The sequence below is a fragment of the Arthrobacter sp. ok362 genome (genome assembly GCF_900102785.1).
Taxonomy (GTDB): Bacteria; Actinomycetota; Actinomycetes; order Actinomycetales; family Micrococcaceae; genus Arthrobacter.
On the sequence record NZ_FNGC01000009.1, the window covers coordinates 122280 to 144921 of the forward strand.

Genomic DNA, 22642 nt, shown 5'->3' on the forward strand with positions numbered 1-22642 from the left:
GCGTGGCCAAATGACACCAGTGTTGTTTATGTTATTCATGTGACTCGTGTTGCCAAAGTGACCTTTGGCACGTAGCCTCATGCCTGCTGGATGATCCGCAGAGGGGCTTGCACGCGCCAAAATCCGACCTCGCTCATTCCAGCCCGAGACTTCGCGAGGTTTGCCCATGAGTTGGACCGGATCCGGTCGCAAGACGGCTGTGCTCTGCACCGCCGTCGTCCTCCTTGGAACGCTCGCGCTCCCGGCCCAGGCCGCACCACTGCGTTCTGCGCCGGGGCGCCTACCGCTGTCAGCGGCCGGCCAGGTTCCGACGTCGCCCGAGATCCCCTCACCGGAAGAGATCGCAGCCGCCAAGTCCAGTGAAAGCGCGACGGCGGCGGAGGTCACCAGGATCGACGGGCTTCTGGCCGACGCGTCGGCCGGCCAGGAAGCCAGCCTCGCCGCATCCCTGCAAGCAAACAACGCCTACGGCGAGGCCCTCGTGGAGCTGGCCACGCGCCGTGACGCGGCGGCTGTGGCGGCCGCCAGGGCTGCTGCCGCCGAAGCGGAACAGGCCAAGACCCGCAAGCAGGTCGGCCAGCTGGCCGGGGATCTGTACCGCAACGGCGGACTGAATCCTGCGCTCAGCAGCTTTGTCAGCGGCAGCGGACAGGCCCTCGAAGATGCGGCCACGCTGGAGGCTGTAACGGCCGGACGCGCACGGGCGTTTCAGTCCGCGGAAACTGCGGCCGCTGCTGCGCAATCGCTGACCGAGGCCGCAGCGGACGCCAACCGCGCCGCCGACGAGGCGGCCACGACCGCGGAAGCCCGCAAGACCGACGCCGACCGTGCCACCGCGGCCCAGCGACAGGCCGTGACGGATGCCAAAGCGCAGCGCGGCGCGCTGGTAGACCAGCTGGCAAACCTTAAGCACACCACCGCGGCGCTGGAATCGGCCCGCGTGGACGCCCTCGACCGCCAGCGCCAGCAGGAGCGGCTGGCGGCACTGACCGCGGCCGCCGCCGCGGCGCCGCAGCCAGCCACCGGCTCACAGCCTGCCGCTGCAGCACCGGGACGGAACGATTCGGCCGCGCAGCAACCGGCAGCACCGGCTCCGGCCGAAGTGCCGGCGGCTCCCGTTCCGGCACCTGCACCGGCTCCGGCACCGGCACCTGCACCGGCTTCCGCGCCGAATCCCGCTCCGGCCCCCGACCCCGCGCCTGCTCCGGCGCCGATTCACGTTCCGGTTCCTGCGCCTGTTCCGGTACCGGCCCCTGTTCCTGTGCCCGCGCCCGCGCCCGTGCCAGCGCCGATTTCCGGCGGGTCGAACCAGACCGCGATTTCAGTTGCCCTGGGCAAGACCGGATCGCCGTTCTTCTACCAGTACGGCGGAACCGGCGCCTACGGGTTTGACTGCTCGGGCCTGGTGCAGAACGCGTTCGCCGCTGCCGGCAAGTACCTGCCCCGCACTGCCTCCCAGCAGTTCGCCCAGGCCCCCGTCCACGTCCCGCTCTCCCAGGCGCGACCTGGCGATTTGCTCGTCTGGGGTTCCTCCCCGGGCTTCTACCACGTGGCCATCTACCTCGGTGGCGGCCGCGTGGTCCAGGCACTCAACCCCGACGCCGGCATCACTGTGACCGATGTTGCCGCCATGTCCGGGATGCAGCTCTACGGCTACGTGGCCCGCTACTGAGACCCCGTTCCAGAGACGCCGTCCAGGGCCGGCGTCTCCGGCGCCTAGGAGAGCACGTCCTTGGTGATGAACCTGCCGTATGCCAGTGCGCCGAAGGCGGCGATGTAGCCGCCCTGCAGGAGGGCGTTGCCGACAAAGGAGTCCCAGGAAACCGGCTGGCGGAGCAGATCGCCAAAGTCCAGCCAGTAGTGGCTGAACAGCCAGGGATGCAGCCACTCAAGCTGCGGCAGCGCGTCCAGGACCTGGGCGACGACCGAGAGCACCACGGTGGCCGCCATAGCCCCCACCGGAACGTCCGTCAGGGTCGAGACGAACAGGCCGATCGCCGACAATCCCAGCAGTGAAACCGCCAGGTAAGCGGCGATCAGCAGGAGCCGGACCACTGCCTCGCCGGGGTCGATCGTGTCGCCGGAAAGCAGGGTCACCGGCCCCACAGGGAAGAGCGCCGCGCCGATTCCGGCCCCGGTCAGGGCCACCACGAGCGGGGCAACGACCACGAACACAGCCGTCCCGGCATATTTGACGATCAATAGACGGATCCGCCCGGCCGGGCCCACGAGCAGGTAGCGCAGGGTCCCCTGCCCTGCCTCACCGGCGATCGTGTCTCCGGCCACGACACCGACGGTTAGCGGCAGGAACAGCGGAACGGAAACCACCATGGCCGTGACGCCCACGAACAGGCCGTTCTGGGCGATCCGGTCCAGGAAGGCGGGCCCGCGGCCCGGCGGCACGGCCGAGGAGACCCGCACCGCGACGGCGATCAGGACCGGGATGGCCGCCAGCGCGCACAACATGGCCCATGTCCTGCGGCGGCGGAACAGCACGCCGAGCTCGGACGCCAGCAGTCCGCCGGTCAGGGACCCGCGCCGGGCCGGCGGGCCGGCTGCCCCGACGTCGCCGCTTGCGCCGGCGGGCGCTCCCCTGCGGCCGCCGGCCGGGGCGGCTGATGGGCCGGCTGGTGGTTCGCCCAAAGATGAGCTGTTATTGGACAACGTCGAACCCCTCCCCCGTCAATGCCACAAACCGGTCCTCGAGGCTGGCCTGTTCGGTCGCGAAGCCGCGGACCCGGACCCCCGCGGCCACGAGGGCCGCCACCACAGCTTCCGGTTCCACGGCCAGATCCGACCCTGCGTCCCGGGCTGCCCCGACTGGCCGCGCCGCAGGCAGTGACGCGAACAGGGCCGCGTCCGCCCCGGAGACGGCGGCACCGGAAGCAGCGCCTGCGGAAGTGCGGCCGTCGGCGCTCAAGGTCGCGGTCAGACCCAAGCCGGTCAGCACCTGCGCCGCGGTACCCGGGTCCGGGGTCAGCACGCGGATCCTTGCGTGGCCCGCCCCGCGCAGTTCCGCCAGGGTTCCCTGCGCCACAAGCCGGCCCGCGCTCATGATGGCCGCGTGCGTGCAGATCTGCTCGACCTCGGCCAGCAGGTGGCTGGAGACGAACACCGTAGCGCCGCCCGCCGCGAGCGATCGCACGAGGCTCCGCACTTCACGCGTGCCCTGGGGATCCAGCCCATTGGTGGGCTCGTCCAGCACCAGGAGCTCCCGCGGAGCGAGCAGGGCGTTGGCGATCCCCAGCCGCTGCTTCATGCCCAGCGAATAGGCCCGGACCAGCTTGTCCGCCGCGTGCGTTAGACCCACCCGTTCCAGGGCTGACTGGACGCGGGCATGCCGCGTCGCCGCCGAACCGAAGGGGTCCGCGGCGTCCATGCGGCGCAGGTTGGCCGCGCCGGAGAGGAACGGGTAGAACGCCGGTCCCTCGACCAGCGCCCCGACCCGGGGAAGCACGTCAGCCAGTTTTCGGGGCATCTCCTCGCCCAGGACGCGCATGGAGCCGCCGGTGGCCGTGGCCAGGCCGAGCAGGAGCCTGATGGTGGTGGTCTTCCCCGAGCCGTTCGGGCCCAGAAAGCCGAAGACCGCGCCTTTCGGCACGGCCAGATCGACGCCGTCGACAGCCAACTGCTGGCCGAACCGTTTGGTCAGGCCCCCGGTCTCGATACTCAGCTCGATACCCGGCCCGGCCCCCAGCCCGGCCCCCGGCCCGCCGGCGCTCACGCGGCCGTCACCGGACGGCCGCCGGATACCGCGCCCGTAATCACTTCTGCGCGGCGGCGGCCTGGAGCCGCTCCACTGGCACGGAGCCGGCGACGACCCGACCGTCGTCGAGCACCAAAACGTTCACCAGCGCTGTGGACAAGAGTCGGCCGCCCTGGACCGGAACGGTGGCCTGTCCGAGCAGGGCCGGGGCCGTGGCGTCCGAGGCCGGGCCGGCCGTTCCCGCCGGGAACACAGCCACCGAATCCCAGCCGGAGCCGGTGACGGCCGGCTTGCGGGTGCTGTCCTTGGCTGCCGGCGCCGTAGCGTTCCCGGAGTCTTTTCCGTGCTTGCGCTCTGGAACCGTTACCGGGATCTCCTTGACGGTGGCGCCCGGCGGCGGGCTGAACGTGAAGACCGCCGCGTCGGGGGCCCCGAGGGTCAGGCTCGTGTAGGTGACGCGGAAGGCGGGATCCGACTGTCCGCGCGCCTTGATCTCGACGCCCAGCGGCAGCCCGGTCTGGCCGTCAACGGCTACAGCGATGGACCCCACCAGGGTCGCATCGGATTTCGGCGTGAGCACCAGGTTGTAGGCGGCCCGGCCGGCTACTTGGACGTCGGCGCCCACCGTCACGTCGGTGCCCGGTTCGATCTTGGCCAAAAGCACCGCGGCGAGCTGGTCCGGGGTGGCCGTGGCGTCCCTGCCGTCGCCGTGATGGTCGGCGGCGCCGGCCGGCAGCTGGACATGGGAGGCCGTGTTGTCCTTGGAGTTGTAGAACCAAACCTCGTTGCCGTGGCGGACGGCGTTGCGTTCGGCCAGCCGGTCCATCACCTGGATGCGGGCGTTGTCCGGGCCGTCGCGATAGACCCGCGCGGTGTGCGGACCTGTCAGCAGTTCGAGCCAGGCGGTGCTTGACGAGTCCGAGCCGGCACTGGTCTTGGGGAGCTCGGGAAGACCGAGCTCGGAGGACTGTTCCAGGGTTCCGGAGAGGGCAGGCTCGCGGTGCTGGGCGATCAACTGCAGGACCTGCTCCGGTGTCTTGGGCGGCAGGGGATCCCCGGCGCTGGCGGGCAGGGATCCGGCCAGCGCGCCGGCGGCGATGACGGCAGGAACGGCGACGGCGGGCAGCCAGCGCAGCCACTTGCGCGTCATCGTGACCGCGCCTCGGGAAGAGTTGATCCGGATATCCGCGTCTGAGGTATGCGCGCTTCAGTGCAGCTCATAGGTCAACAGTACGCCTGGCCCCGGCAGCGCGGTTGCCCTACTTCAGCACATTGATGGTCAGTTCCACAGCGCCCAGCAGGAACGCGAGCACGGAGGTGCCCAGGCCTGCCACGAGCAGCAGACCGGGATGGGCGAGTCCCACCACTACCCGCCGCAGCCGCGGCCTGCCCCGCAGGAACTTCTTGGGCACGGTGCCGGGCTCCGGAGTTTGTTTCCATCCCCGGAGCCGACGCAGGAACCACGCGCAGCGGATGATGAAGGCCAGCCACAGCACGGAAACCACCAGCGGGATCCCGGCCAGCAGGAGGTTGAAGCCCACCGCGGTGACTTCGCGTTCGGACTCGCCGACGAGCGACTGAACGGTTGTTGAGATCGAGGCGCTCATGACCACGGATACGCCCCACACGAGGAATCCGGCGATCAGGGCAAGGAAGCGGACAAAGAAGTGGCCCAGGACCGTGTCCCGGCGCGGCTTCAGGTACCGGCGAGGGGTGGCGTGCAGAAGGGCGACGGTTGCCAGCAGCGTCGGCAGGGCGGCCATGCCGACCAGCACGTACCAGGACCAGCCGGCCAGATCCAGGAATTCATCGGCCACGATCAGCACTGCCCAGAACCCGGCCCATGCCCAGCCGGCCGTTAGCGGACGCCCCACGAGCCACGCCGGTAGCCACGCGTCCGGGTCCGCGTCCGGGTTTGCGGAGTCGGGAGCTCCGGCAGCTGGGTCCCCGGAGCCGGGAGCTCCGGCCGTTGGGGCGCCGGAGTCGGGAGCTTCGGCAGGTGGGGCGCCGGAGCCGGGGTTTTCGGGCGGCCGGGTATCAGGTACCGGGGTGCCCGCGGCGGGTATTGCGGTGGTCCCGGGTTTCTGGCCCTCGGTACCGCGAACTTCGCTCATGGCCCCACTGTAGCGAGCCGGCCGCCCGCTCCGGCGTGCGCCGCCTGCCGCCGTTTGCGGCCCGGCGCTATTTGGGCCGTTCGCGCCCCGCGCTACCTGGCCGGCATTACGGTGCCGGCGGCGCCGTCGACCGTAACGTTGTCGCCTGTGGCGATCCTTGCAGTCGCGTCGGGGACCCCCACCACCGCGGGGATCCCGTATTCCCGTGCGACGACGGCGCCGTGGGAGTTGGGCCCGCCCATTTCCATCACGAGACCGCCGGCCGTCAGGAACAACGGCGTCCAGCCGGGATCCGTGGACGGCGCCACGAGGATCTCGCCCGGTTCCAGGTGCGCGCCCTGGGGGTTCAGGATCACCCGGGCCCGGGCCGTCACGGTGCCGGCCGAGGCCGGCGTGCCGGAGAGCTGCCCCGCGCTGCCGTCAGCGCCCGCCGGGCCCCGGCCGCCTGCGCCGGTCTGCACTGCCCCGGTCTGCCCTGCCTTGATCTGCACTGCCTCGGGCTCGGTGCCGTCCGAGAGCAGCACGCGGGGAATGTGCCGGCGGCCCAGTTCAGCCGCGTACGCCTCCCGGCGCTGCGCCACGACACCCTGCAGCGCCTCGCCACCCACGCCCCGGTGCGCCTCGGCCAGGTCAACGAAGAAGATATCCTCCGCCGCATCGAGGGTCCCGGCCGCGGCGAGTTCGGCGCCCACGGCCGCAAGCTGCTGCCGGACGGCGCCGAACGCTTCCACGAGGTAGTACTTGGGCAGTTCCCGCAGACCCGCGAACATACGGGTCCGCCGCAGCGCAGCCCGCGCCAGTGCACCCCGCAGGCGGCTGCGCTGCCCCGCCGCAGCCACAAGCCGCCCTACCTGTGCCTCCGCCTCACGCGCCGCCCTGCCGAACTGGCGGTCCGGGGCCAGCGCCGGGTCATCCACTCGCAGATAGTTGGCCAAGACCCCGAGGATGTGGGTCGGGTCGTCAGACCAGCGGGGCATACCGACGTCGATCTCCGCCACGGCGCGTTGGCCGTACCTGCCCAGGAAGTCCGACAGCCCGGATTGCACGACGCCGGGAAGATCCGCTGCCCGGTAACGCCGGGCTATCTCGGGCAATGGATCCCCGAATACCGCCGCTGACGCCGGGTCGTTGCGGATGACGGTAGCCAGCGACCAGAGGTCCAGATCCATCTCGGTGGTCACATTGTTGGGCAGGCCCCGCAGGACTTCCTGCAACGCCCCGTTCCCGGGGTCCCCCGCGAGTTTTCCGGCCACGGCGAGCAAGGCGAACCCCAAAGCGGGCAGCGGCAGGATGGCGGGAACCACGGCAAAGACGTCCCGGCCAAGGATCCGCTCAACGTGGTCCAGGCGCTGCGTGGCGGTGGCCCCGGCAGGCACCGCGAGCGCGACCCTGAGCTGTTCACCCACATGGTCGGCCCGGCGCAGCGCCTCCTCGGGCCGGATGAGGCCGCGGATCAGGGTCTCCGGGACCCTCGCCCGGGCCGCCACCGGAACGATGTGACGCAGGAGCCGCCACGGCGATCTTACGGTGACGGAGAACCTGGGGTCGGCGAAAAGGTTGCGCAGCACGGCCGCGGAGCGCGCCTCCATGACGTCGAATACCCGGGGGACGATGGCGCGGCCGGCCTTGCTCCGGACCACGGGCGTGAGATCGAAGAAAATGCGCTGTCCGGCCTCCGCGTACGGCGCCGGCCCCTCACGGGGCACCGGCACCGGAAAATGCGCCGCCCCGGCGACCGAGGACGCAATCAGCCGGATACCGGCGAGGCCCATCGGCGTCAGGGGCCGGGTCAGCCCCTGGGCCAGGCTGAAGCACAGATAGACGCGGGGCGCGGGTCCGGACGGCGGCCTTTCCGGCATCGGATACAGCGTGGTGATGGGCCTGGACTGTGTCAGCCACACGGCGCCGTCCTGGCCGATGGCCCATTCGAGGTCCTGCGGCGAGCCGAAGTGCACTTCCGCGCGGCGGCCCAGAAGCTCCAGCGCGGCCAGTTGGGCATCGTCCAGGCTGGGCGCCAAACCTGCGCCCGGTTGCGCCACCCGCTCGGTTCCGCCGCCGGGCAGCGGACGGATGATCATGCCCTTGTCCCCAAGCCTCCGCTCAAGGATCCGTCCCGTGGCGCCGTCGAGCACGAAGTGGTCCGGGTTGACGGCCCCGGACACCACGGCCTCGCCCAGCCCGGGACTGGCGTCGATGACGGCCTCGTGCCGCCGTCCGGTGACGGGGTTGGCCGTGAACAGCACTCCGGCCACGGCCGCGTCCACCATGCGCTGGACCACCACTGCGAGGGATACCGCCGAGGGCTCGATCCCCTGCACCGCCCGGTACGTCACCGCGCGGTCTGTCCACAGCGAGGCCCAGCATCGGCGGACGGCAGCCAGCACGGCATCCGCGCCGACCACGTTCAGGAACGTGTCCTGCTGGCCGGCGAAACTGGCGAACGGCAGATCTTCGGCGGTGGCGGAGGACCGCACCGCGACCGCCCTGTCCGCGCCCAGCGCCGCATACGCGGCGCGCACGGCGGCGTCGATCCCGGCGGGGACATCGGCGTCGAGCACCAGCTCGCGGGCCTTCGCGGCCAGGGAAGCCAGCCCCGCCAGGTCATCGGGGGCGGTCGCGGCGAGGGCCCGGTGCACGTCCGCCAGCGCCGGGGAAGCCGTGGCGTCCAGGTAGGCCAGGGTGGTCAGGCAGAAGCCTGCGGGAACCGGAAGGCCGGCCCGAGCCAGTTCGCCCAAGTTGGCCGCCTTGCCGCCGACCTTGGCCAGCATGCCCTGGCCAAGGCATTCCAAAGCCAGGACCGGGCTGTCCCCGGCAGGGTCCGGCTCCCCGGGGTGCTCCATCCGCAAACCGTCCTTCCGACGCCGGACCTGTGGTCTCGGGACTTTAGTCGCCGAGCATCGGGCCGAAGCTGGCTCTGTCCGCCAGCCGCGGGTCGTCGCGGTCCGGCACCACCATGACCGGCCCCTTGGCGTGGTGGAGGACGCCGTCGGACGTGGAACCCAGCAGCATTCCGGCGAAGCCGCCGCGCCCGCGGGTGCCGACCACCACGAGTTCCACGTGCCGGCTGGCGTCAACCAGGATGTCGACGGGAGAGCCGTCCACGAGCTGTGTCTCCACCTGGAGGGCGGGGAAGTGGCTCCGCAGCCAGGCCACGCCGGCGTCGAGCTGGACCTTGATATCGGCGAACAGGGCATCGCGGTCCATCGGGGTGGGCACCCATGCCAGCGAGCCGGTGTACTGCGGCACGGCGCACACGATCCGCAGCCGGGCGCCGAGCCGTTCGGTCTGGGCTGCGGCCTCCAGCACCGCGACGCGGGCCTGCTCGGAACCGTCGACGCCGGCCACCACGACGTTCTCGACCGGCTGGTGGCCGGACTTCGCGCGTTCGGCCAGGACGCGCTTGTCGTCAGTGGTTTCGCCCAGCCGGTCCGCGCAGATCAGCGGCACAGTCACGGTGGGGCACTTTGCGTGGGCGGGCAGCGCGCTGCTGACGGAGCCGAGCAGCCGGCCCACAAAGCCGCCGCGGCCGCGGGTACCGAAGACCAGAAGCTCCGCGGTTTCGCTGATTTCCAGCAGCACGCCGGACGCGTCCCCGTTTTCGACGGAGGCGTCCACGTCGATGTTGTAAATCGCGACCTTGTCGAGGGCGTGCTTGAGAATGGCTTCGGCGCCCTCACGGATTACGGAGTCGTCCACCGTGGCGTAGCCGCCGTCGAGCCCGGAAGCGGCGAAGATCGGCACCGAATAGGCAGTCACGATGTGCAGCGGGCGGCGACGGCGCTCTGCCTCGCGGGCTGCCCACACCAGGGCACAGTGGCTGTGGTCCGAGCCATCCACTCCCACAACGATTCCCCGTGGAGGCGCCGGTTCGCCGCCGGTCTCCCATGCCGGGTCCGGATGCACCTGTTCACGGCCCATGGGGTCCGCCTCCTCGCGATTCTTGCCTGATGTTGCGGCTATTCTGCCAGAAGTACCGCCGCCCGGCGTCCACCGGCGAGGCAACCCGGAATCTGCGTGCAAGAACCCCTGTTTTCCTCACTATTCTCGGTTAATTGCGAACAATCAAGACGCCGGGCGTGCGTCCCTCGCGGGCCGCGCCCGAAGGATTTACGCAGAGTTAACACGCCGTTTCGTGGCGCGGATTCCCGGGCTTTTGGGACGTTTTCCGCGGGGTCCCGACCAAGGAAACCCCCGAAATCCGGCACCACAGCCAATGTCCTACCTCCTCTATCCATGGGCGGGAATCTTAGGTATCCTTCGAGGCACTGCTGAACCGAGACTGGTATTCCAGAACGCACCCGCAGGGGTCGCGGAACCAGGCCTCGGTCGGCGTCCGGGGTATTTCCCCGCGACTGGCACCATTTCGAGGAGGTACCCTGCAGTGTCGAGCATGCCTTTGTACGGCGGGATTGAGCGGACCACCGCCGTAGTCATCGGGACGGGGCTCTCCGGCCTGGCTGTGGCCAGCGAGCTCCAACGCCGCGGTGTTGCGTCCATTATTGTGGACGGGCTCGACCTCCTGGGTGCCGGCCATCCGGCCAACACCTCCTCGCTCCAGCGCTGCGACGCGGCGGACGCCGCCAGCCTGAGGGAGCGCAACGAAATCCTGCGGCACCTGCGCAACTACGCCGCAAGCCACAAGCTGGATGTGCGGAACAACATCCGGGCCCTGCAGCTGGACCTCCTTGAGACCGGCACGGACGGGTCACCCACCGAGAAGTGGGCCGTCCAGACCCCGGGCGGCGTCCTTCTGGCCGATCATCTTGTCCTGACCCGCTGCGCCCACAGCCAGCTGCGCCGCATGCTCTCGGACCTTGGCATGGCAGCCGGACAGAACCTCATGGCGGCGATGCATGCCCTCGGGATGTACCTCGTGGGGGTAGGCGAGCTCATCACCCCGACGCCGAAGGAAGTCCTGCGCCAGGCCAAAGTGGTGGGGCAGACGATCTCCGCCAAGGTCTACCCCAATGGCGTCCCCACGCTGCTGCCTGCCGGCTTTGCCCTGGCTGCTCCCGCTTAGCCGGGCCCGGCCTGCCCCGCAGATTAGGTGGTATCCGGTCGCTGCTTTGGGTCTAGCCTTCGGTGTCGCCGCCCTCGTCCGGCGTGAGGCGGCGTTTGGCCATCACGCCCAGGGCCACCAGGATGCCGACCCCCACGGCGACGAAGATCATGACGCTCCAGGGAAACTGCTCCGACCCAGCCGGCGCAGGGGCGGGCGCCGGCGTAGTGCCCGGCTGGGCGGTGCCCATCGTGGGGACCGCGGCAGCCGACGTCGGGCCTGCTGCAGCCGCCGTCGCGGTGAAGGTGAAGCTGCCCTCGATCGGGTGGCCGTCGGAACTGGCCACCCGCCAGTGCACGGTGTACTGCCCGGCAGGGGCGCCGGACTTCAGCTTCTGCGCGGCGACGTTGTCCACGATCTCCACGGGGCCGTCCGCCCAGTTGGCGCCCGTGGCGTCGTTGACCAGGATCTGCGACCCGAGGGCGAGCGGATTGTGGTTGAAAGTGACCGAGACCTGCTCCGGCGGTGCCGCGACGGTCGCTCCGGCCGCCGGGCTGGTGGACTCCGCGGTGTCGTGCGCCGACGCCGGGCTCACGGCTCCCAGCAGGACGGCCACGAGGACGACGGCGCCCAGCAGGGCGCTGCGAAGCTGGCGGATACGGCGCATGGGCAGGCTACTCCTAGTGTTGGCTTCCTTACAGACTAGGCGAAAACGCAGGGTTGGCCGTTGGGCGCCCAATAGGATATACGCAACACCCATCACTCCCGGAGGACTCATGCAAGGACTAATGCTCAAGCGGGACTCTAAACTCGACCGGTATTTCAAGATCTCCGAGCGGGGTTCGAACGTCTCGCGCGAGATCCGCGGCGGGTTCGCCACGTTCTTCGCCATGAGCTACATCGTGGTGCTGAACCCGCTGATCCTCTCCGGGCCGGACTCCACGGGCGCGACGCTCGGCTTCCCCGCCGTCGCCGCTGTCACCGCCTTCGTGGCCGGCATTCTCACCATCCTCATGGGCGCGTGGGCCAAGCACCCCTTCGCCCTGGCCACCGGTCTCGGCGTCAATGCGTTCGTGGCGGTCACCGTGGCCACGAACCCCGGCCTGTCCTGGCCGGACATGATGGGGCTCGTGATGCTCTCGGGCATCACCATGTTGATCCTGGTCCTCACCGGCTTCCGGACGGCTGTATTCAAGGCCGTCCCCGAGGGGCTGAAAACCGCGATCGTGGTCGGCATCGGCCTGTTCATCGCCCTGATCGGCCTCGTCAATGCGGGCTTCGTGCGCCGCATCCCGGATGTCGCCGGCACCACCGTGCCGGTCGGACTCGGCTTTGACGGCAAGCTGGTGGGCTGGCCCACGTTCGTGTTCGTCTTCGGCCTGGTCCTGACCATCGCCCTCGTGGTCCGCAAGGTCAAGGGCGCCATCCTGATCGGCATCGTCGCCTCCACCATCCTGTCCGTGATCCTGGAATCCCTCCTGCACATCGGTCCCAGCTTTGACGGCAAGAACCACAACCCACAGGGCTGGTCCCTCGTCGCGCCCAAGTTCTCCGAGTGGACTGCGCCGGACCTGTCCCTGATCGGCAAGGCCAACCCCTTCGGTGCCTTTGAGCACCTGGGCTTCGTCGCGGCGAGCTTGCTGGCGTTCGTGATCCTGCTCAGCATCTTCTTCGATGCCATGGGCACGATGGTGGGTCTGGCCACGGAGGCCGGCACCATCGACAAGGAAGGCAACATCCCCAACGTCGACCGCGTGCTGCAGGTGGACGCCCTGGGCGCGATCATCGGCGGCGGCGCCTCGGTGTCCTCGAACCAGATCTACGTCGAATCCGGTGCCGGCATCGGCGAAGGAGCTCGCACGGGCCTGGCTTCCGTTGTCACCGGCCTGCTGTTCCTCGTGGCCATGTTCTTCACCCCGCTGATCAACCTCGTGCCGTTCGAGGCCGTGGCCCCCGCGCTCGTGATCGTCGGCTTCATGATGGTCTCCCAGGTGGGCAAGATCGACTGGCAGGACTGGGGCATCGCGATCCCGGCCTTCCTGACGTTCACCCTCATGCCGTTCACCTACTCGATCGCCAACGGCCTGGGCGCGGGCTTCATCAGCTTCGTGCTGATCCGCCTGTTCCAGGGCCGGGCCCGCGAGGTGCACCCGCTCATGTGGGCCGTGGCGGCCGCGTTCCTGCTGTTCTTCGCGATCGGTCCGATCGAGGCCGCCCTCGGGATTCACTAGGTTTCCGCCTTCCCGCCCGCCGAGACGGCACTTCCCGGCAGTGTTTTTCGAAAACACTGCCGTCAAGTGCCGTCTCGGCCGTGTTTAAGAGCAGTTTCCGGGATTCCGGACAGTCCCACCGCGGCGCTGCTGGTTTTCCGGCCCGGGCTGCGGTGAGCTAGGGACATGGTTTCCCCCGCGCTCCCCGTTGATGTCCCGCCACAGCCCTGGACCGGCCGGTTCGACGGCGACGGCGGCGAGCACCGGCGCTGGTGGCAGGCCGTGACCCCCTACCCTCCCGGCACGGTTCCAGTGGCTTCCCCCGGTCCGCGCCCCGCCGTCATCCTCGGCTTCGGCAGCGACGCCGGAGTGCGGCGCAACAAAGGCCGGACCGGCGCCGCGGCCGCCCCCGCCGCCATCCGGGCCGCGCTCGGCCCGCTCGCCTTCCACCTGTCGCGGGGCGTGCACGACGCCGGTGACGTCACCGTGGCCGGGGACGCGCTGGAGGCGGGGCAGGCACGTGCCGGGCTCGCCATCACCAGGCTGCTCGACGCCGGCCGGCTCCCCGTGGTGTTGGGCGGCGGCCACGAGACCGCCTTTGCCAGCTACCTCGGCGTGGCCGGATCGGCGGCCGTGCGCGAGGGCCTCACGGTCGGCGTGCTGAACCTCGACGCGCACTTCGACCTCCGCGACGAGCCCGTGCCCAGCTCCGGCACCCCGTTCCTGCAGATGGCCCGCGCGGAAGCCGCCGCCGGCCGCGAACTGCGCTACGCCGTCGTCGGGATTTCCGAGCCGAACAACACCCGGGCGCTGTTCCGGACGGCAGAGGAGCTCGGCGTCGACTACCTGCTGGACGAGGACTGCTCGGCGGAGGCGGCGCAAGCGTTTGTGGCGGCGTTCCTGGCCCAGGTGGACGCGCTCTACCTGACCATCGACCTGGACGTGCTGCCGGCCTCGGTGGCCCCCGGGGTGAGCGCTCCGGCCGCCTATGGTGTGCCGCTGCCGGTGATCAGCGCAGTGTGCCGGCAGGTGGCCGCGAGCGGGAAGCTCCTGCATCTGGATATCGCCGAGCTGAACCCGGAGTTTGATATCGACGGCCGCACCGCCAAGGTGGCCGCGCGGCTGGTTAATACGCTGCTGGCATAGCGGGCCTCCCCCGCCGTTTTCGGGGCACTAGCAGCGCCGCGCCCGCATCTGGGCCGGCCCCTGAAACGCAGAAAGTCCCCGCCGCGGCGGGGACTTTCTAGTGAAAACGGATCAGCCTAGCTGCGGCGCACCTGCACGCCATCGGACTGCAGGAAAAGCTGCGTCTCGGACGGCCCGGCGGGGACCAACCAGAGCACATTTCCGCTCAGTGAGACTTCTTCGACCTCACCGGCTGCAATGACCTGTGCGTGCTTGACGATTTCGACGCGTTCGCCGACCCGGAGGCCGCTCCAGTCGGAAACCGTTGCTGCGGATGCAAGGCGCCTGGACAGTACCGTGCCGCGTGCTTTCATAGAACTTTTACCCCTTTGTATGTGTTCTTCGCCACAACTTCATTGGTGTGACTTTCCATTTGTACTACAGTTCCCGGGTCCCCGCCCTCCGTGTCGCCAAAGATTTCGGGGACGCCGGGAATTGTTCAGCGCTCGTGCACTTTGTTTCTTCTCAGGCGAGATTTCCTACTGCGGATTCGGCCGCGGCCCGGACCCTGCCCGAGGCCACGAGGGCGTCCGCCGCTTCAAGCTCCGGCGACAGGAACCTGTCGGTGCCCGGGCCGTCGACGACGTCGCGCAGTGCAGCGATCACGGCCGTGGCCGCCGGCCCCGGCGTGAGTTCGCCGCCGGAGAGCTGGGTGCGGATGTCCAGCGCGCGGGCTGAGGTCACGAGTTCGATCGCCAGGACGCGGCGCAGGTTCTCGACGGCGCGGCGGAGCTTGCGGGCCGCGTGCCAGCCCATGGAGACGTGGTCCTCCTGCATCGCCGAGCTCGGGATCGAGTCCACCGACGCCGGGACGGCCAGCCGCTTGTTGTCCGAAACCAGCCCGGCCTGCGTGTACTGGGCGATCATGAGGCCCGAGTCGACGCCGGGGTCCGAGGCCAGGAAGGCCGGCAGGCCGTGCGAGCGGGCCGGGTCCAGCATCCGGTCGGTCCGGCGCTCGGCGATGGAGCTCAGGTCCGCGACGGCGATCGCGAGGAAGTCCAGCACATAGGCCACCGGTGCGCCGTGGAAGTTGCCGTTGGAGCTGACCCGGCCGTCGGGAAGGACCACCGGGTTGTCGATCGCGGCGGCCAGTTCGCGGGAGGCGACCAGGGCGGCATGGTCCACGGTGTCGCGGACGGCGCCGGCCACCTGGGGTGCGCAGCGCAGCGAGTAGGCATCCTGGACCTTGGTGTCGTTGATCCGGTGCGAGGCCACGATCGGCGAGTTGGACAGCACCCGGAGCATGTTGTCCGCGGCGGCGGCCTGGCCCGGGTGCGGGCGCAGCGCGGCGTGCAGCTCGGGCAGGAACACCTGGTCCGTGCCGAGCAGCGCCTCGACGCTGAGCGCTGCGGTGATGTCCGCCGTCGTGAGCAGCTGGCGGATGTCCGCGATGGCCATTAGCAGCATGCCGAGCATGCCCTCGGTGCCGTTGACGAGGGCCAGGCCCTCCTTTTCGGCCAGGGTGACGGGTTCGATTCCGTGTTCGGCGAGGAGTTCGGCGACGCTACGGCCGTCCTTGGCGCTGTTTCTTCCTCCATAGAGTTTGCCGTCGGGGCCGGTCGCTTCGCCTTCGCCCATCAGGACCAGGGCGCAGTGCGACAGCGGGGCGAGGTCACCCGAGCAGCCGAGCGAGCCGAATTCGCGCACCACCGGGGTGATGCCGGCGTTGAGCACGTCCACCATGGTCTGCAGCACCACCGGGCGGACGCCGGTCCGGCCGGAGGCCAGGGTCTTGGCGCGCAGGAACATGATGCCGCGGACCACTTCGCGTTCCACGGCCGGGCCCATGCCGGCGGCGTGGCTGCGGATCAGGGATTTCTGCAGCTGGGTGCGCAGCTCGTTGGGGATGTGCCGGTTGGCCAGCGCCCCGAAGCCGGTGGAGATGCCGTAGGCGGGGACCTCGCTGTGGGCGAGGTCGTCGATGTGGGCGCGGACCTTGGCGACGGCGTCGAGGGCGTCCTGGGCGATGGTCACCTTGGCATCGTGGCGTGCGACGGCGACGACGTCCTCGGGGGTCACGCCGCTTGAGCCAAGGGGGACGGTGAGCGGTGCTTGCGTTGTGATGGTCATTGAGATCTACCTAAATCTGATGGTTGAGCCATCCCATCGACTGCTCCGTAACGGCCCTTTTAAGGGCTCAAAACGGCGTTTACGGAGCAATCGATGGGGTTTAGCGGCTTGTTAGCGGGACTCGGACATGGGGATGCGGACGCCGCGTTCCTTGGCGACCTCGACGGCGCGGTCGTAGCCGGCGTCGGCGTGGCGGATGACGCCCATGCCGGGGTCGTTGGTGAGGAGGCGTTCGAGTTTCTGCGCGGCGAGCTCGGTGCCGTCGGCGACCGAGACCTGGCCGGCGTGGATGGAGCGGCCGATCCCGACGCCGCCGCCGTGGTGGAGGGAAACCCAGGTGGCGCCGGAGGCGGTGTTGAGCAGGGCGTTGAGCAGCGGCCAGTCGGCGATCGCGTCGGAGCCGTCGGCCATGGCCTCGGTTTCGCGGTACGGGGAGGCGACGGAGCCGGAGTCGAGGTGGTCGCGGCCGATCACGATGGGTGCCTTGACCTTGCCCTCCTTGACGAGCTGGTTGAACAGCAGGCCGGCCTTGGCGCGTTCGCCGTAGCCGAGCCAGCAGATGCGGGCCGGCAGGCCCTCGAACTCGACGCGTTCGGCGGCGGCGTCGATCCAGCGGTGCAGGTGCTTGTTCTCGGGGAAGAGCTCCTTGATGGCCTTGTCTGTGACCGCGATATCCTCGGGGTCCCCGGAGAGGGCAACCCAGCGGAACGGGCCAAGGCCCTCGCAGAACAGCGGCCGGATGTAGGCCGGGACGAAGCCGGGGAATTCGAAGGCGCGGTTGTACCCGCCCTTGCGGGCCTCGTCACGGATGGAGTTGCCGTAGTCAAAGACCTCGGCGCCGGAGTCCTGGAACTCGACCATGGCCTGGACGTGCTTGGCCATCGAGGCCTGGGCCTTCTTGGTGAAGCCTTCGGGATCGGCGGCGGCCTCGCGGTGCCATTCCTCGACCGTGACGCCCTCGGGCAGGTAGCTCAGGGGGTCGTGCGCGGAGGTCTGGTCCGTGACGATGTCGACGGTGAGTTCGCCGGCCTTGTGGCGGCGCAGGATCTCGGGGAAGACCTCGGCGGCGTTGCCGACGTAGCCTACGGACCAGCCGCGGCGCTCTTCCTTGGCCGCCAGGACCTTGGCGATCGCGGCGTCGAGGTCCGTTTCGACCTCGTCGAGGTAGCGCTTGCCGGCCCGGCGGCGGAGGTGGCTTTCATCGACGTCGACAATCAGGCAGGCACCGTCGTTCAGGGTGACGGCGAGCGGCTGGGCGCCGCCCATGCCGCCGCAGCCGCCGGTGAGGGTCAGCGTGCCGGCGAGCGTGCCGTTCTCGTCCCCGGTGAGCTTGCGGGCGATTGCCGCGAAGGTCTCGAAGGTGCCCTGCAGGATGCCCTGGGTGCCGATGTAGATCCAGGACCCTGCGGTCATCTGGCCGTACATCATCAGGCCCTCGGCCTCGAGCCGGCGGAACTCGGGCCAGTTCGCCCAGTCGCCGACGAGGTTGGAGTTGGCCAGCAGCACGCGCGGCGCCCATTCGTTGGTGCGGAAGACGCCGACCGGCTTGCCGGACTGGACCAGGAGGGTCTCGTCCTTTTCCATGGTTTCCAGGGTGCGGGTGATGGCGTCGAACGCAGCCCAGGACCGGACGGCGCGGCCGGTGCCGCCGTAGACCACCAGGTCATCGGGGCGCTCGGCAACCTCGGGGTCGAGGTTGTTCATGAGCATGCGCAGCGGGGCTTCCGTCTGCCAGCTCTTGGCGGTGAGCTCGGTGCCGCGGGCTGCTTTGACCGGGCGGGCACCGGTGGTGAAATCGGCGGGTGCCATGAGGATCTCCTTTGTGGCTGGATGTGTTGCTGGACTCTGTCTGGTGTCTGTGCTGGGCGAAATCGGGAGGAATGAGGTTCTGTATCAACTAAAGCCCCTTCGCGGCCGTGGAAACAGGCCCATCGCGGGGGTGCTGTCCGGGATTCCAGACCCTCCCCTCCCCCGTTGCGCTATCACTTCCGGTTGCCAAAACGGGCGAATGGCAGCCCTAAGTGAGAGCGCAACTGGGGCGGGGGCGACGGGTCAGGCGGGGCGGCCGTGGATCCGGACCGAGAGCTCGTCGGCGACCTTCTGGACCCGGGCGGCCAGGACCGGCCACTGGTCCGCGGGCAGCTTGTCCTCGAGGAAGGTCACGGCGACGGCGGCCGTGGGCCATCCCACGTGGTCGGTGACGGCGGCGGCGATCGAGCCGAAACCGGGGGTCACCTCGCCGTGTTCGGTGGCGTAGCCGCGCTGCCGGACCTGGTCCAGATGGGAGGACAGTGCGGAGTACTTCATGATGGGCGATTCGGTTTCGTGCCGCGCGGTGAAGGCGGCAGCGTTCGGGTACAGCGCCCGCACCTGGGACTTCGGCAGCGCGGCGAGGATGGCCCGCCCGCTGGCGGTGAGATGGCTGGGCAGCCGGACGCCGACGTCGGTCACCAGGGACGGCCGGTTCTTGGCCCGCTCCTCCACGATGTAGAGCACGTCGCGGCCGTGCAGCACCGCGAGATGCGCGCTTTCGCCAATCACGTCCACCAGCGAGGCGAGCATCGGCCGGCCCAGCCGGGACAGCGGCTCCTGCCGGGAATAGGCCGAGCTGAGTTCGAAGGCGCTGATGCCCAGGCCGTAGCGCTGCTCCTCATGCAGATGTAGCACGAAGCCGTTCGCTTCCATCACTCCGAGCAGGTGATAGACGCTGGAGCGCGGCAGTCCCAACGCGGTGGCAATGTTCGACGCCGCCATCGGTCCGCGCCGGGAGGCCAGCAGCTTGAGGATGCGCAGGGTGTTTTCGGCGGCGGGCACCTTCGACGCCACCTTGGCGCCGGCGGTCCTGTGGGCGGCTTTGGGCGCAGGCGTGCCGGCGGCGTGCGCGGCGGACTGCGCCGCAGGCACGTTGGGCGCAGCGGGTGCTGCAGACGCGTCGGGCTCTGCTGGGGCAGTCGCGGCGACGGGGCTGACGGCGGTGCTAGTGGGTGGCATGGATCCTCTTCAGGGTCGGGCGGTGTCCGGTATCCCGTACTTAAGCATGCGCCCTGCGCCGGTCAACTGACAGCCTCCCACAGGATCCCTTGTCTGGGATTCCGGACAAGCGTGGGATGCCACCGGACGGGCCTTCGGCCCCTACCGCGGCCCGGCGCCCGGTGTTCTGATGAACCTGGGCGCTGGCTACGTGGTACCCCCAACCGATCACCGGATCAGCCCATCGCCGGATGATCCCGGAGGGAAGGCAAAGACGTGGATTCAGCACTGTCTGGCAGGGTCGCCCTCGTCGCCGGAGCCACGCGCGGCGCGGGCCGCGGCACCGCCGTCGCCCTCGGCGAGGCAGGAGCGGTGGTGTACTGCACCGGCCGCACCACCTCTCGCCACCGCTCCGACTACAACCGGCCCGAGACGATCGAAGAGACCTCCGATCTCGTCAGCGCCGCGGGCGGCACCGGGATCGCGGTCGCGGTCGATCACCGCCAGGCTGCCGAGGTGGAAGCCCTCGTGCGGCGGATCGATGCCGAGCGGGGCCGGCTGGACATTCTTGTGAACGACATCTGGGGCGGAGAGGACCTCATTGAATGGAACACGCCGCTCTGGGCCCACGATCTCAATGCCGGGCTGCAGATGCTCCACCTTGGCCTCGACACCCACCTCATTACGAGCCACTTCGCGCTCCCGCTGCTCACCCGCCGCCCCGGCGGCCTGGTGGTGGAGATGACCGACGGCACCCGCGAGTACAACGCGCAGCGCTACCGGGTGTCCGTGTTCTACGATCTCGTCAAGACCGCGGTGCTCCGCCTGGCGTTCAGCCAGGCCGAGGAGCTGAAGTCGTCCGGATGCACCGCCCTGGCACTGACGCCCGGCTGGATGCGCTCTGAGATGATGCTCGAACACTTCGGCGTCACAGAGGCGAACTGGCGGGAGGCCGCCAGCACGCAGCCGCATTTTGCCGCGATCTCGGAAAGCCCGCTGTTCATCGGGCGTGCGGTCGCGGCCCTGGCGGCGGACCCCAACGTGCTCAGCCGCACGGGCGGCTCATATTCCTCCGGAGCGCTGGCCCGCGAGTATGGTTTCACCGACACCGACGGCTCGCAGCCGGACTGCTGGAGATACCTCGTGGAAGTCCAGGAGGCCGGACTCGACGCCGATGCCGCCGGCTACCGCTGACCGCGCGACCCGGCGGAAGGACTACGATCTGGAGCATGAAGCAGACGTGGGAGCCATCCCAGGGCGGCGTCCTGGTTCTTCCGTCCGGCCGCAGCGTCCGCGGCCGGGGGCTGCATTACGCGCTGCCCGAGGGCCCGCTTCCTGAATTCGGCCTCTACCTGCTGGGCAAACAGCCGCCCCGGGTGGAATGGGAGTCCAGGTGGCTGCTCTGGCCCGACCTGCGGCTGCCTGCCGACGAACGAGACGCCCTCGACGCATTGCGGGAGGCCTGGCGCCGGGCCGAGGCCGAGCGGGTTGAAGTTGCCTGCTGGCGCGGCATCGGCAGGACCGGAACCGCGCTGGCCTGCATCGCCATCCTGGATGGAGTCCCGCCCGCCCAGGCGGTGTCCTACGTCCGCCGCAAGTACCGGCGTGGGACGGTGGAGACTCCGGGGCAGCGGCGGTACGTCGCCCGCTTTCACGCGGAAACGCCGTAGGCCACGCTCAAACGGTGACGACGGCCTTCCCGCGGAGGCGGCCGTCGCGCAGGTCCCGGATTGCCGCGGGTGCGTCCACCAGGGCATAGCACTTGCCAATGACCGGGGTCACCGAGCCCGCCTCAATGAGCCCGGTCAGGAACCGGAGGTCTTCCGCGCGCTCTGCGGACATGACGCCCGTGAGCCGCTGGCCGACAAACACGGAGAGCAGTGCCGCGCCGAGCGAGCGTTCAAATCCGCCCGTCAGCCGTCCGCCGCCCTCGCCGCCGACGATGGCGAGGGTTCCCTTGGGCTTGAGCGCCCGCCGGAGGACGGTGACCGGGCGGTTGCCGGCGGTGTCGACAATGAGGTCGAACTGCCTGGCCCCGTCCGCGAAGTCGTCATGCTTGTAGTCGATGACATGGTCAGCGCCGATCGAGCGGACCAGATCGGTTTTCGCGGTACTGCACACCCCCGTCACCTGTGCCCCGAACGCCTTGGCGAGCTGCACCGCGTACGCGCCGACACCGCCGGCCGCGCCGATGACGAGGACCTCCTGCCCGGCCTGGACCCTGCCGGCGTCCCGGAGCGCCTGGAGGGCCGTGACGGCGGAGATCGGGACGGCGGCGGCCTGCTCGAAGCTGAGGTTCTTCGGCTTCAGCGCGAGCCGGCCTTCCTTTGCGCACGCGTATTCGGCGAAGGATCCCTCGCAGGTGCCGTACACCTCATCCCCCGTCCGAAAGCCGACGACGTTCCGGCCGACCGCCTCCACCCGGCCCGCTACGGCCCGGCCCCGGATGCGGGTCTTCGGCTTCCTGAGCCCGTAGCCGATCGCGCGGGTCAGGTACGGAAGACCCGTCATGAGGTGCCAGACGCCCTGGTCGACGCCGGCGGCCCGGACCCGGATCAGCACGTCGTCATCGCCGGGCACCGGGGCTTCGACGTCGCGCAGTTCCAGCACTTCAACGGAACCGTAAATATCCTGAACGATCGCTTTCATGATGCTTCTCCTTCAAAGTCGGGGTATTGGAAGACGTCGTCGAGCGGAACTTTGAAAACGTGGGCAATCTGGAATGCCAGCTCAAGCGACGGCGAGTAGCGGCCTTGTTCGATCGCGATGACCGTCTGGCGGGTCACGCCGATGCGTTCGGCGAGTTCCGCCTGGGTCAGTTCGCCGTTTTCGAAGCGCAGGCGCCGGAGGGAGTTCGTGACCCGGGTCGGCTTCACCACGGCTGGAAGCCTTTGCGGTAGGCGACCACCTTGGCCACGGATCCCAGGATCGCCGAGAGGACGAAGGCCAGGTAGATGACGTTGGCGATCCAGAAGTGGTCGAGCTCGGCCATGGCCAGCAGGAGTGCCGCCACGGCCCCGACCACGAGGAAGGACTGGCCGATGTACTCGCCGAAGCGGTAGATCTCCTTGTCCCGCTGGTCCTTCATGCCGGCGTCCTTGGCGGACAGGGCCCGGATCACTAGGTGGAACACGATCGAAAGGCCGATCGAGGCGCCGACGGTCCACAGCAGCGGCGCCACGTACGGCACTTCCGTGAGCGGCATGGTGCCGGCCAGGCCAAAAACGACGGCGAGGTACACGGCGTAGGTTGCGGCCGCAAGCACCCCCATGATCCAGGCACTCTTCTCTTCAAATGACATCTGCCGCTCCCGCGCAACCGAACCGGATGTAAAACAAACCTGACATATCAAAAGTAAAGAAAACCTGACATGGTGTCAAGAGTTTTC

General features: G+C 69.5%; 20 protein-coding genes. 6 read left to right on the top strand and 14 right to left on the bottom strand.

Going from position 1 to position 22642, the window contains the following annotated elements; all coding sequences use genetic code 11:
- The first annotated feature begins 166 nt into the window (after nt 1-166).
- The gene (locus BLQ10_RS13175) at nt 167-1672 is read left to right on the top strand and encodes a C40 family peptidase (RefSeq protein WP_091562743.1); all 1506 of its coding nucleotides are present in this window, start codon (nt 167-169) and stop codon (nt 1670-1672) included.
- Nucleotides 1673-1716: 44 nt separating this feature from the next.
- Here the strand turns inward: BLQ10_RS13175 and BLQ10_RS13180 are convergent, their stop codons facing one another.
- The 6 genes from BLQ10_RS13180 to BLQ10_RS13205 all read right to left on the bottom strand — a co-directional run bounded on the left by BLQ10_RS13180 (nt 1717) and on the right by BLQ10_RS13205 (nt 9738).
- Nucleotides 1717-2529: an ABC transporter permease gene (locus BLQ10_RS13180; RefSeq protein WP_302847322.1), complete on the bottom strand. Its 813-nt coding sequence runs from the start codon at nt 2527-2529 to the stop codon at nt 1717-1719.
- A gap of 124 nt (nt 2530-2653) precedes the next feature.
- A complete protein-coding gene (locus BLQ10_RS13185) occupies nt 2654-3724 on the bottom strand; it encodes an ABC transporter ATP-binding protein (RefSeq protein ID WP_091562745.1) in 1071 nt (356 codons plus the stop codon).
- A 40-nt stretch (nt 3725-3764) separates the two neighbouring features.
- Nucleotides 3765-4856: a LolA family protein gene (locus tag BLQ10_RS13190; RefSeq protein ID WP_091562748.1), complete on the bottom strand. Its 1092-nt coding sequence runs from the start codon at nt 4854-4856 to the stop codon at nt 3765-3767.
- Nucleotides 4857-4965: 109 nt separating this feature from the next.
- Nucleotides 4966-5820, bottom strand: coding sequence for a hypothetical protein (locus tag BLQ10_RS13195; RefSeq protein WP_091562750.1), 855 nt, complete (start codon nt 5818-5820; stop codon nt 4966-4968).
- A gap of 92 nt (nt 5821-5912) precedes the next feature.
- On the bottom strand, nt 5913-8660 hold the full coding sequence (locus tag BLQ10_RS13200) for a PEP/pyruvate-binding domain-containing protein (protein ID WP_091562752.1): 2748 nt from the start codon (nt 8658-8660) through the stop codon (nt 5913-5915).
- Nucleotides 8661-8703: 43 nt separating this feature from the next.
- Entirely contained in the window at nt 8704-9738 is a 1035-nt protein-coding gene (locus BLQ10_RS13205) for a universal stress protein (protein WP_091562755.1), read from the bottom strand.
- 472 nt (nt 9739-10210) lie between these two features.
- Between BLQ10_RS13205 and BLQ10_RS13210 the strand changes: the two genes are divergently transcribed.
- Nucleotides 10211-10840: an NAD(P)/FAD-dependent oxidoreductase gene (locus BLQ10_RS13210; RefSeq protein ID WP_091562758.1), complete on the top strand. Its 630-nt coding sequence runs from the start codon at nt 10211-10213 to the stop codon at nt 10838-10840.
- Between the two features lie 52 nt (nt 10841-10892).
- Here BLQ10_RS13210 and BLQ10_RS13215 read toward each other — a convergent pair whose 3' ends face one another.
- Nucleotides 10893-11486 (bottom strand): copper resistance CopC family protein, encoded by a 594-nt coding sequence (locus BLQ10_RS13215; protein ID WP_091562761.1) that lies wholly within the window; start codon nt 11484-11486, stop codon nt 10893-10895.
- Between the two features lie 121 nt (nt 11487-11607).
- Here BLQ10_RS13215 and BLQ10_RS13220 point away from each other — a divergent pair, with 121 nt between their 5' ends.
- Both BLQ10_RS13220 and hutG read left to right on the top strand, forming a co-directional pair.
- Entirely contained in the window at nt 11608-13050 is a 1443-nt protein-coding gene (locus BLQ10_RS13220) for an NCS2 family permease (protein WP_091562763.1), read from the top strand.
- 165 nt (nt 13051-13215) lie between these two features.
- The gene (gene hutG, locus BLQ10_RS13225) at nt 13216-14175 is read left to right on the top strand and encodes a formimidoylglutamase (RefSeq protein WP_091562765.1); all 960 of its coding nucleotides are present in this window, start codon (nt 13216-13218) and stop codon (nt 14173-14175) included.
- A 116-nt stretch (nt 14176-14291) separates the two neighbouring features.
- Here the strand turns inward: hutG and BLQ10_RS13230 are convergent, their stop codons facing one another.
- From BLQ10_RS13230 to BLQ10_RS13245, 4 genes are all read right to left on the bottom strand, one after another.
- Entirely contained in the window at nt 14292-14528 is a 237-nt protein-coding gene (locus tag BLQ10_RS13230) for a hypothetical protein (protein ID WP_091562768.1), read from the bottom strand.
- Between the two features lie 151 nt (nt 14529-14679).
- Complete coding sequence (gene hutH / locus BLQ10_RS13235; RefSeq protein ID WP_091562769.1) at nt 14680-16284, bottom strand: histidine ammonia-lyase; 1605 nt, start codon at nt 16282-16284, stop codon at nt 14680-14682.
- 111 nt (nt 16285-16395) lie between these two features.
- Nucleotides 16396-18093, bottom strand: coding sequence for a urocanate hydratase (locus tag BLQ10_RS13240; protein ID WP_091562772.1), 1698 nt, complete (start codon nt 18091-18093; stop codon nt 16396-16398).
- A 243-nt stretch (nt 18094-18336) separates the two neighbouring features.
- Nucleotides 18337-19275: an IclR family transcriptional regulator gene (locus tag BLQ10_RS13245; RefSeq protein WP_254785548.1), complete on the bottom strand. Its 939-nt coding sequence runs from the start codon at nt 19273-19275 to the stop codon at nt 18337-18339.
- Nucleotides 19276-19530: 255 nt separating this feature from the next.
- Here BLQ10_RS13245 and BLQ10_RS13250 point away from each other — a divergent pair, with 255 nt between their 5' ends.
- Nucleotides 19531-20448 (top strand): SDR family oxidoreductase, encoded by a 918-nt coding sequence (locus BLQ10_RS13250; protein ID WP_091562775.1) that lies wholly within the window; start codon nt 19531-19533, stop codon nt 20446-20448.
- A 35-nt stretch (nt 20449-20483) separates the two neighbouring features.
- Complete coding sequence (locus tag BLQ10_RS13255; RefSeq protein ID WP_091562777.1) at nt 20484-20924, top strand: protein-tyrosine phosphatase family protein; 441 nt, start codon at nt 20484-20486, stop codon at nt 20922-20924.
- Nucleotides 20925-20931: 7 nt separating this feature from the next.
- Here the strand turns inward: BLQ10_RS13255 and BLQ10_RS13260 are convergent, their stop codons facing one another.
- Genes BLQ10_RS13260 through BLQ10_RS13270 form a run of 3 tightly spaced genes read right to left on the bottom strand, consistent with a single transcriptional unit; the run spans nt 20932 to nt 22555 of the window.
- Complete coding sequence (locus tag BLQ10_RS13260) at nt 20932-21903, bottom strand: NAD(P)-dependent alcohol dehydrogenase (RefSeq protein ID WP_091562780.1); 972 nt, start codon at nt 21901-21903, stop codon at nt 20932-20934.
- Nucleotides 21900-22133: a helix-turn-helix transcriptional regulator gene (locus tag BLQ10_RS13265; RefSeq protein WP_091562781.1), complete on the bottom strand. Its 234-nt coding sequence runs from the start codon at nt 22131-22133 to the stop codon at nt 21900-21902. Before BLQ10_RS13265 ends, BLQ10_RS13260 begins: the two co-directional genes overlap by 4 nt.
- Nucleotides 22127-22555, bottom strand: a complete 429-nt coding sequence (locus tag BLQ10_RS13270; RefSeq protein WP_091562784.1) for a hypothetical protein — start codon at nt 22553-22555, stop codon at nt 22127-22129. The genes BLQ10_RS13265 and BLQ10_RS13270 overlap by 7 nt, the downstream gene beginning before the upstream one ends.
- Between the last annotated feature and the right edge of the window lie 87 nt (nt 22556-22642).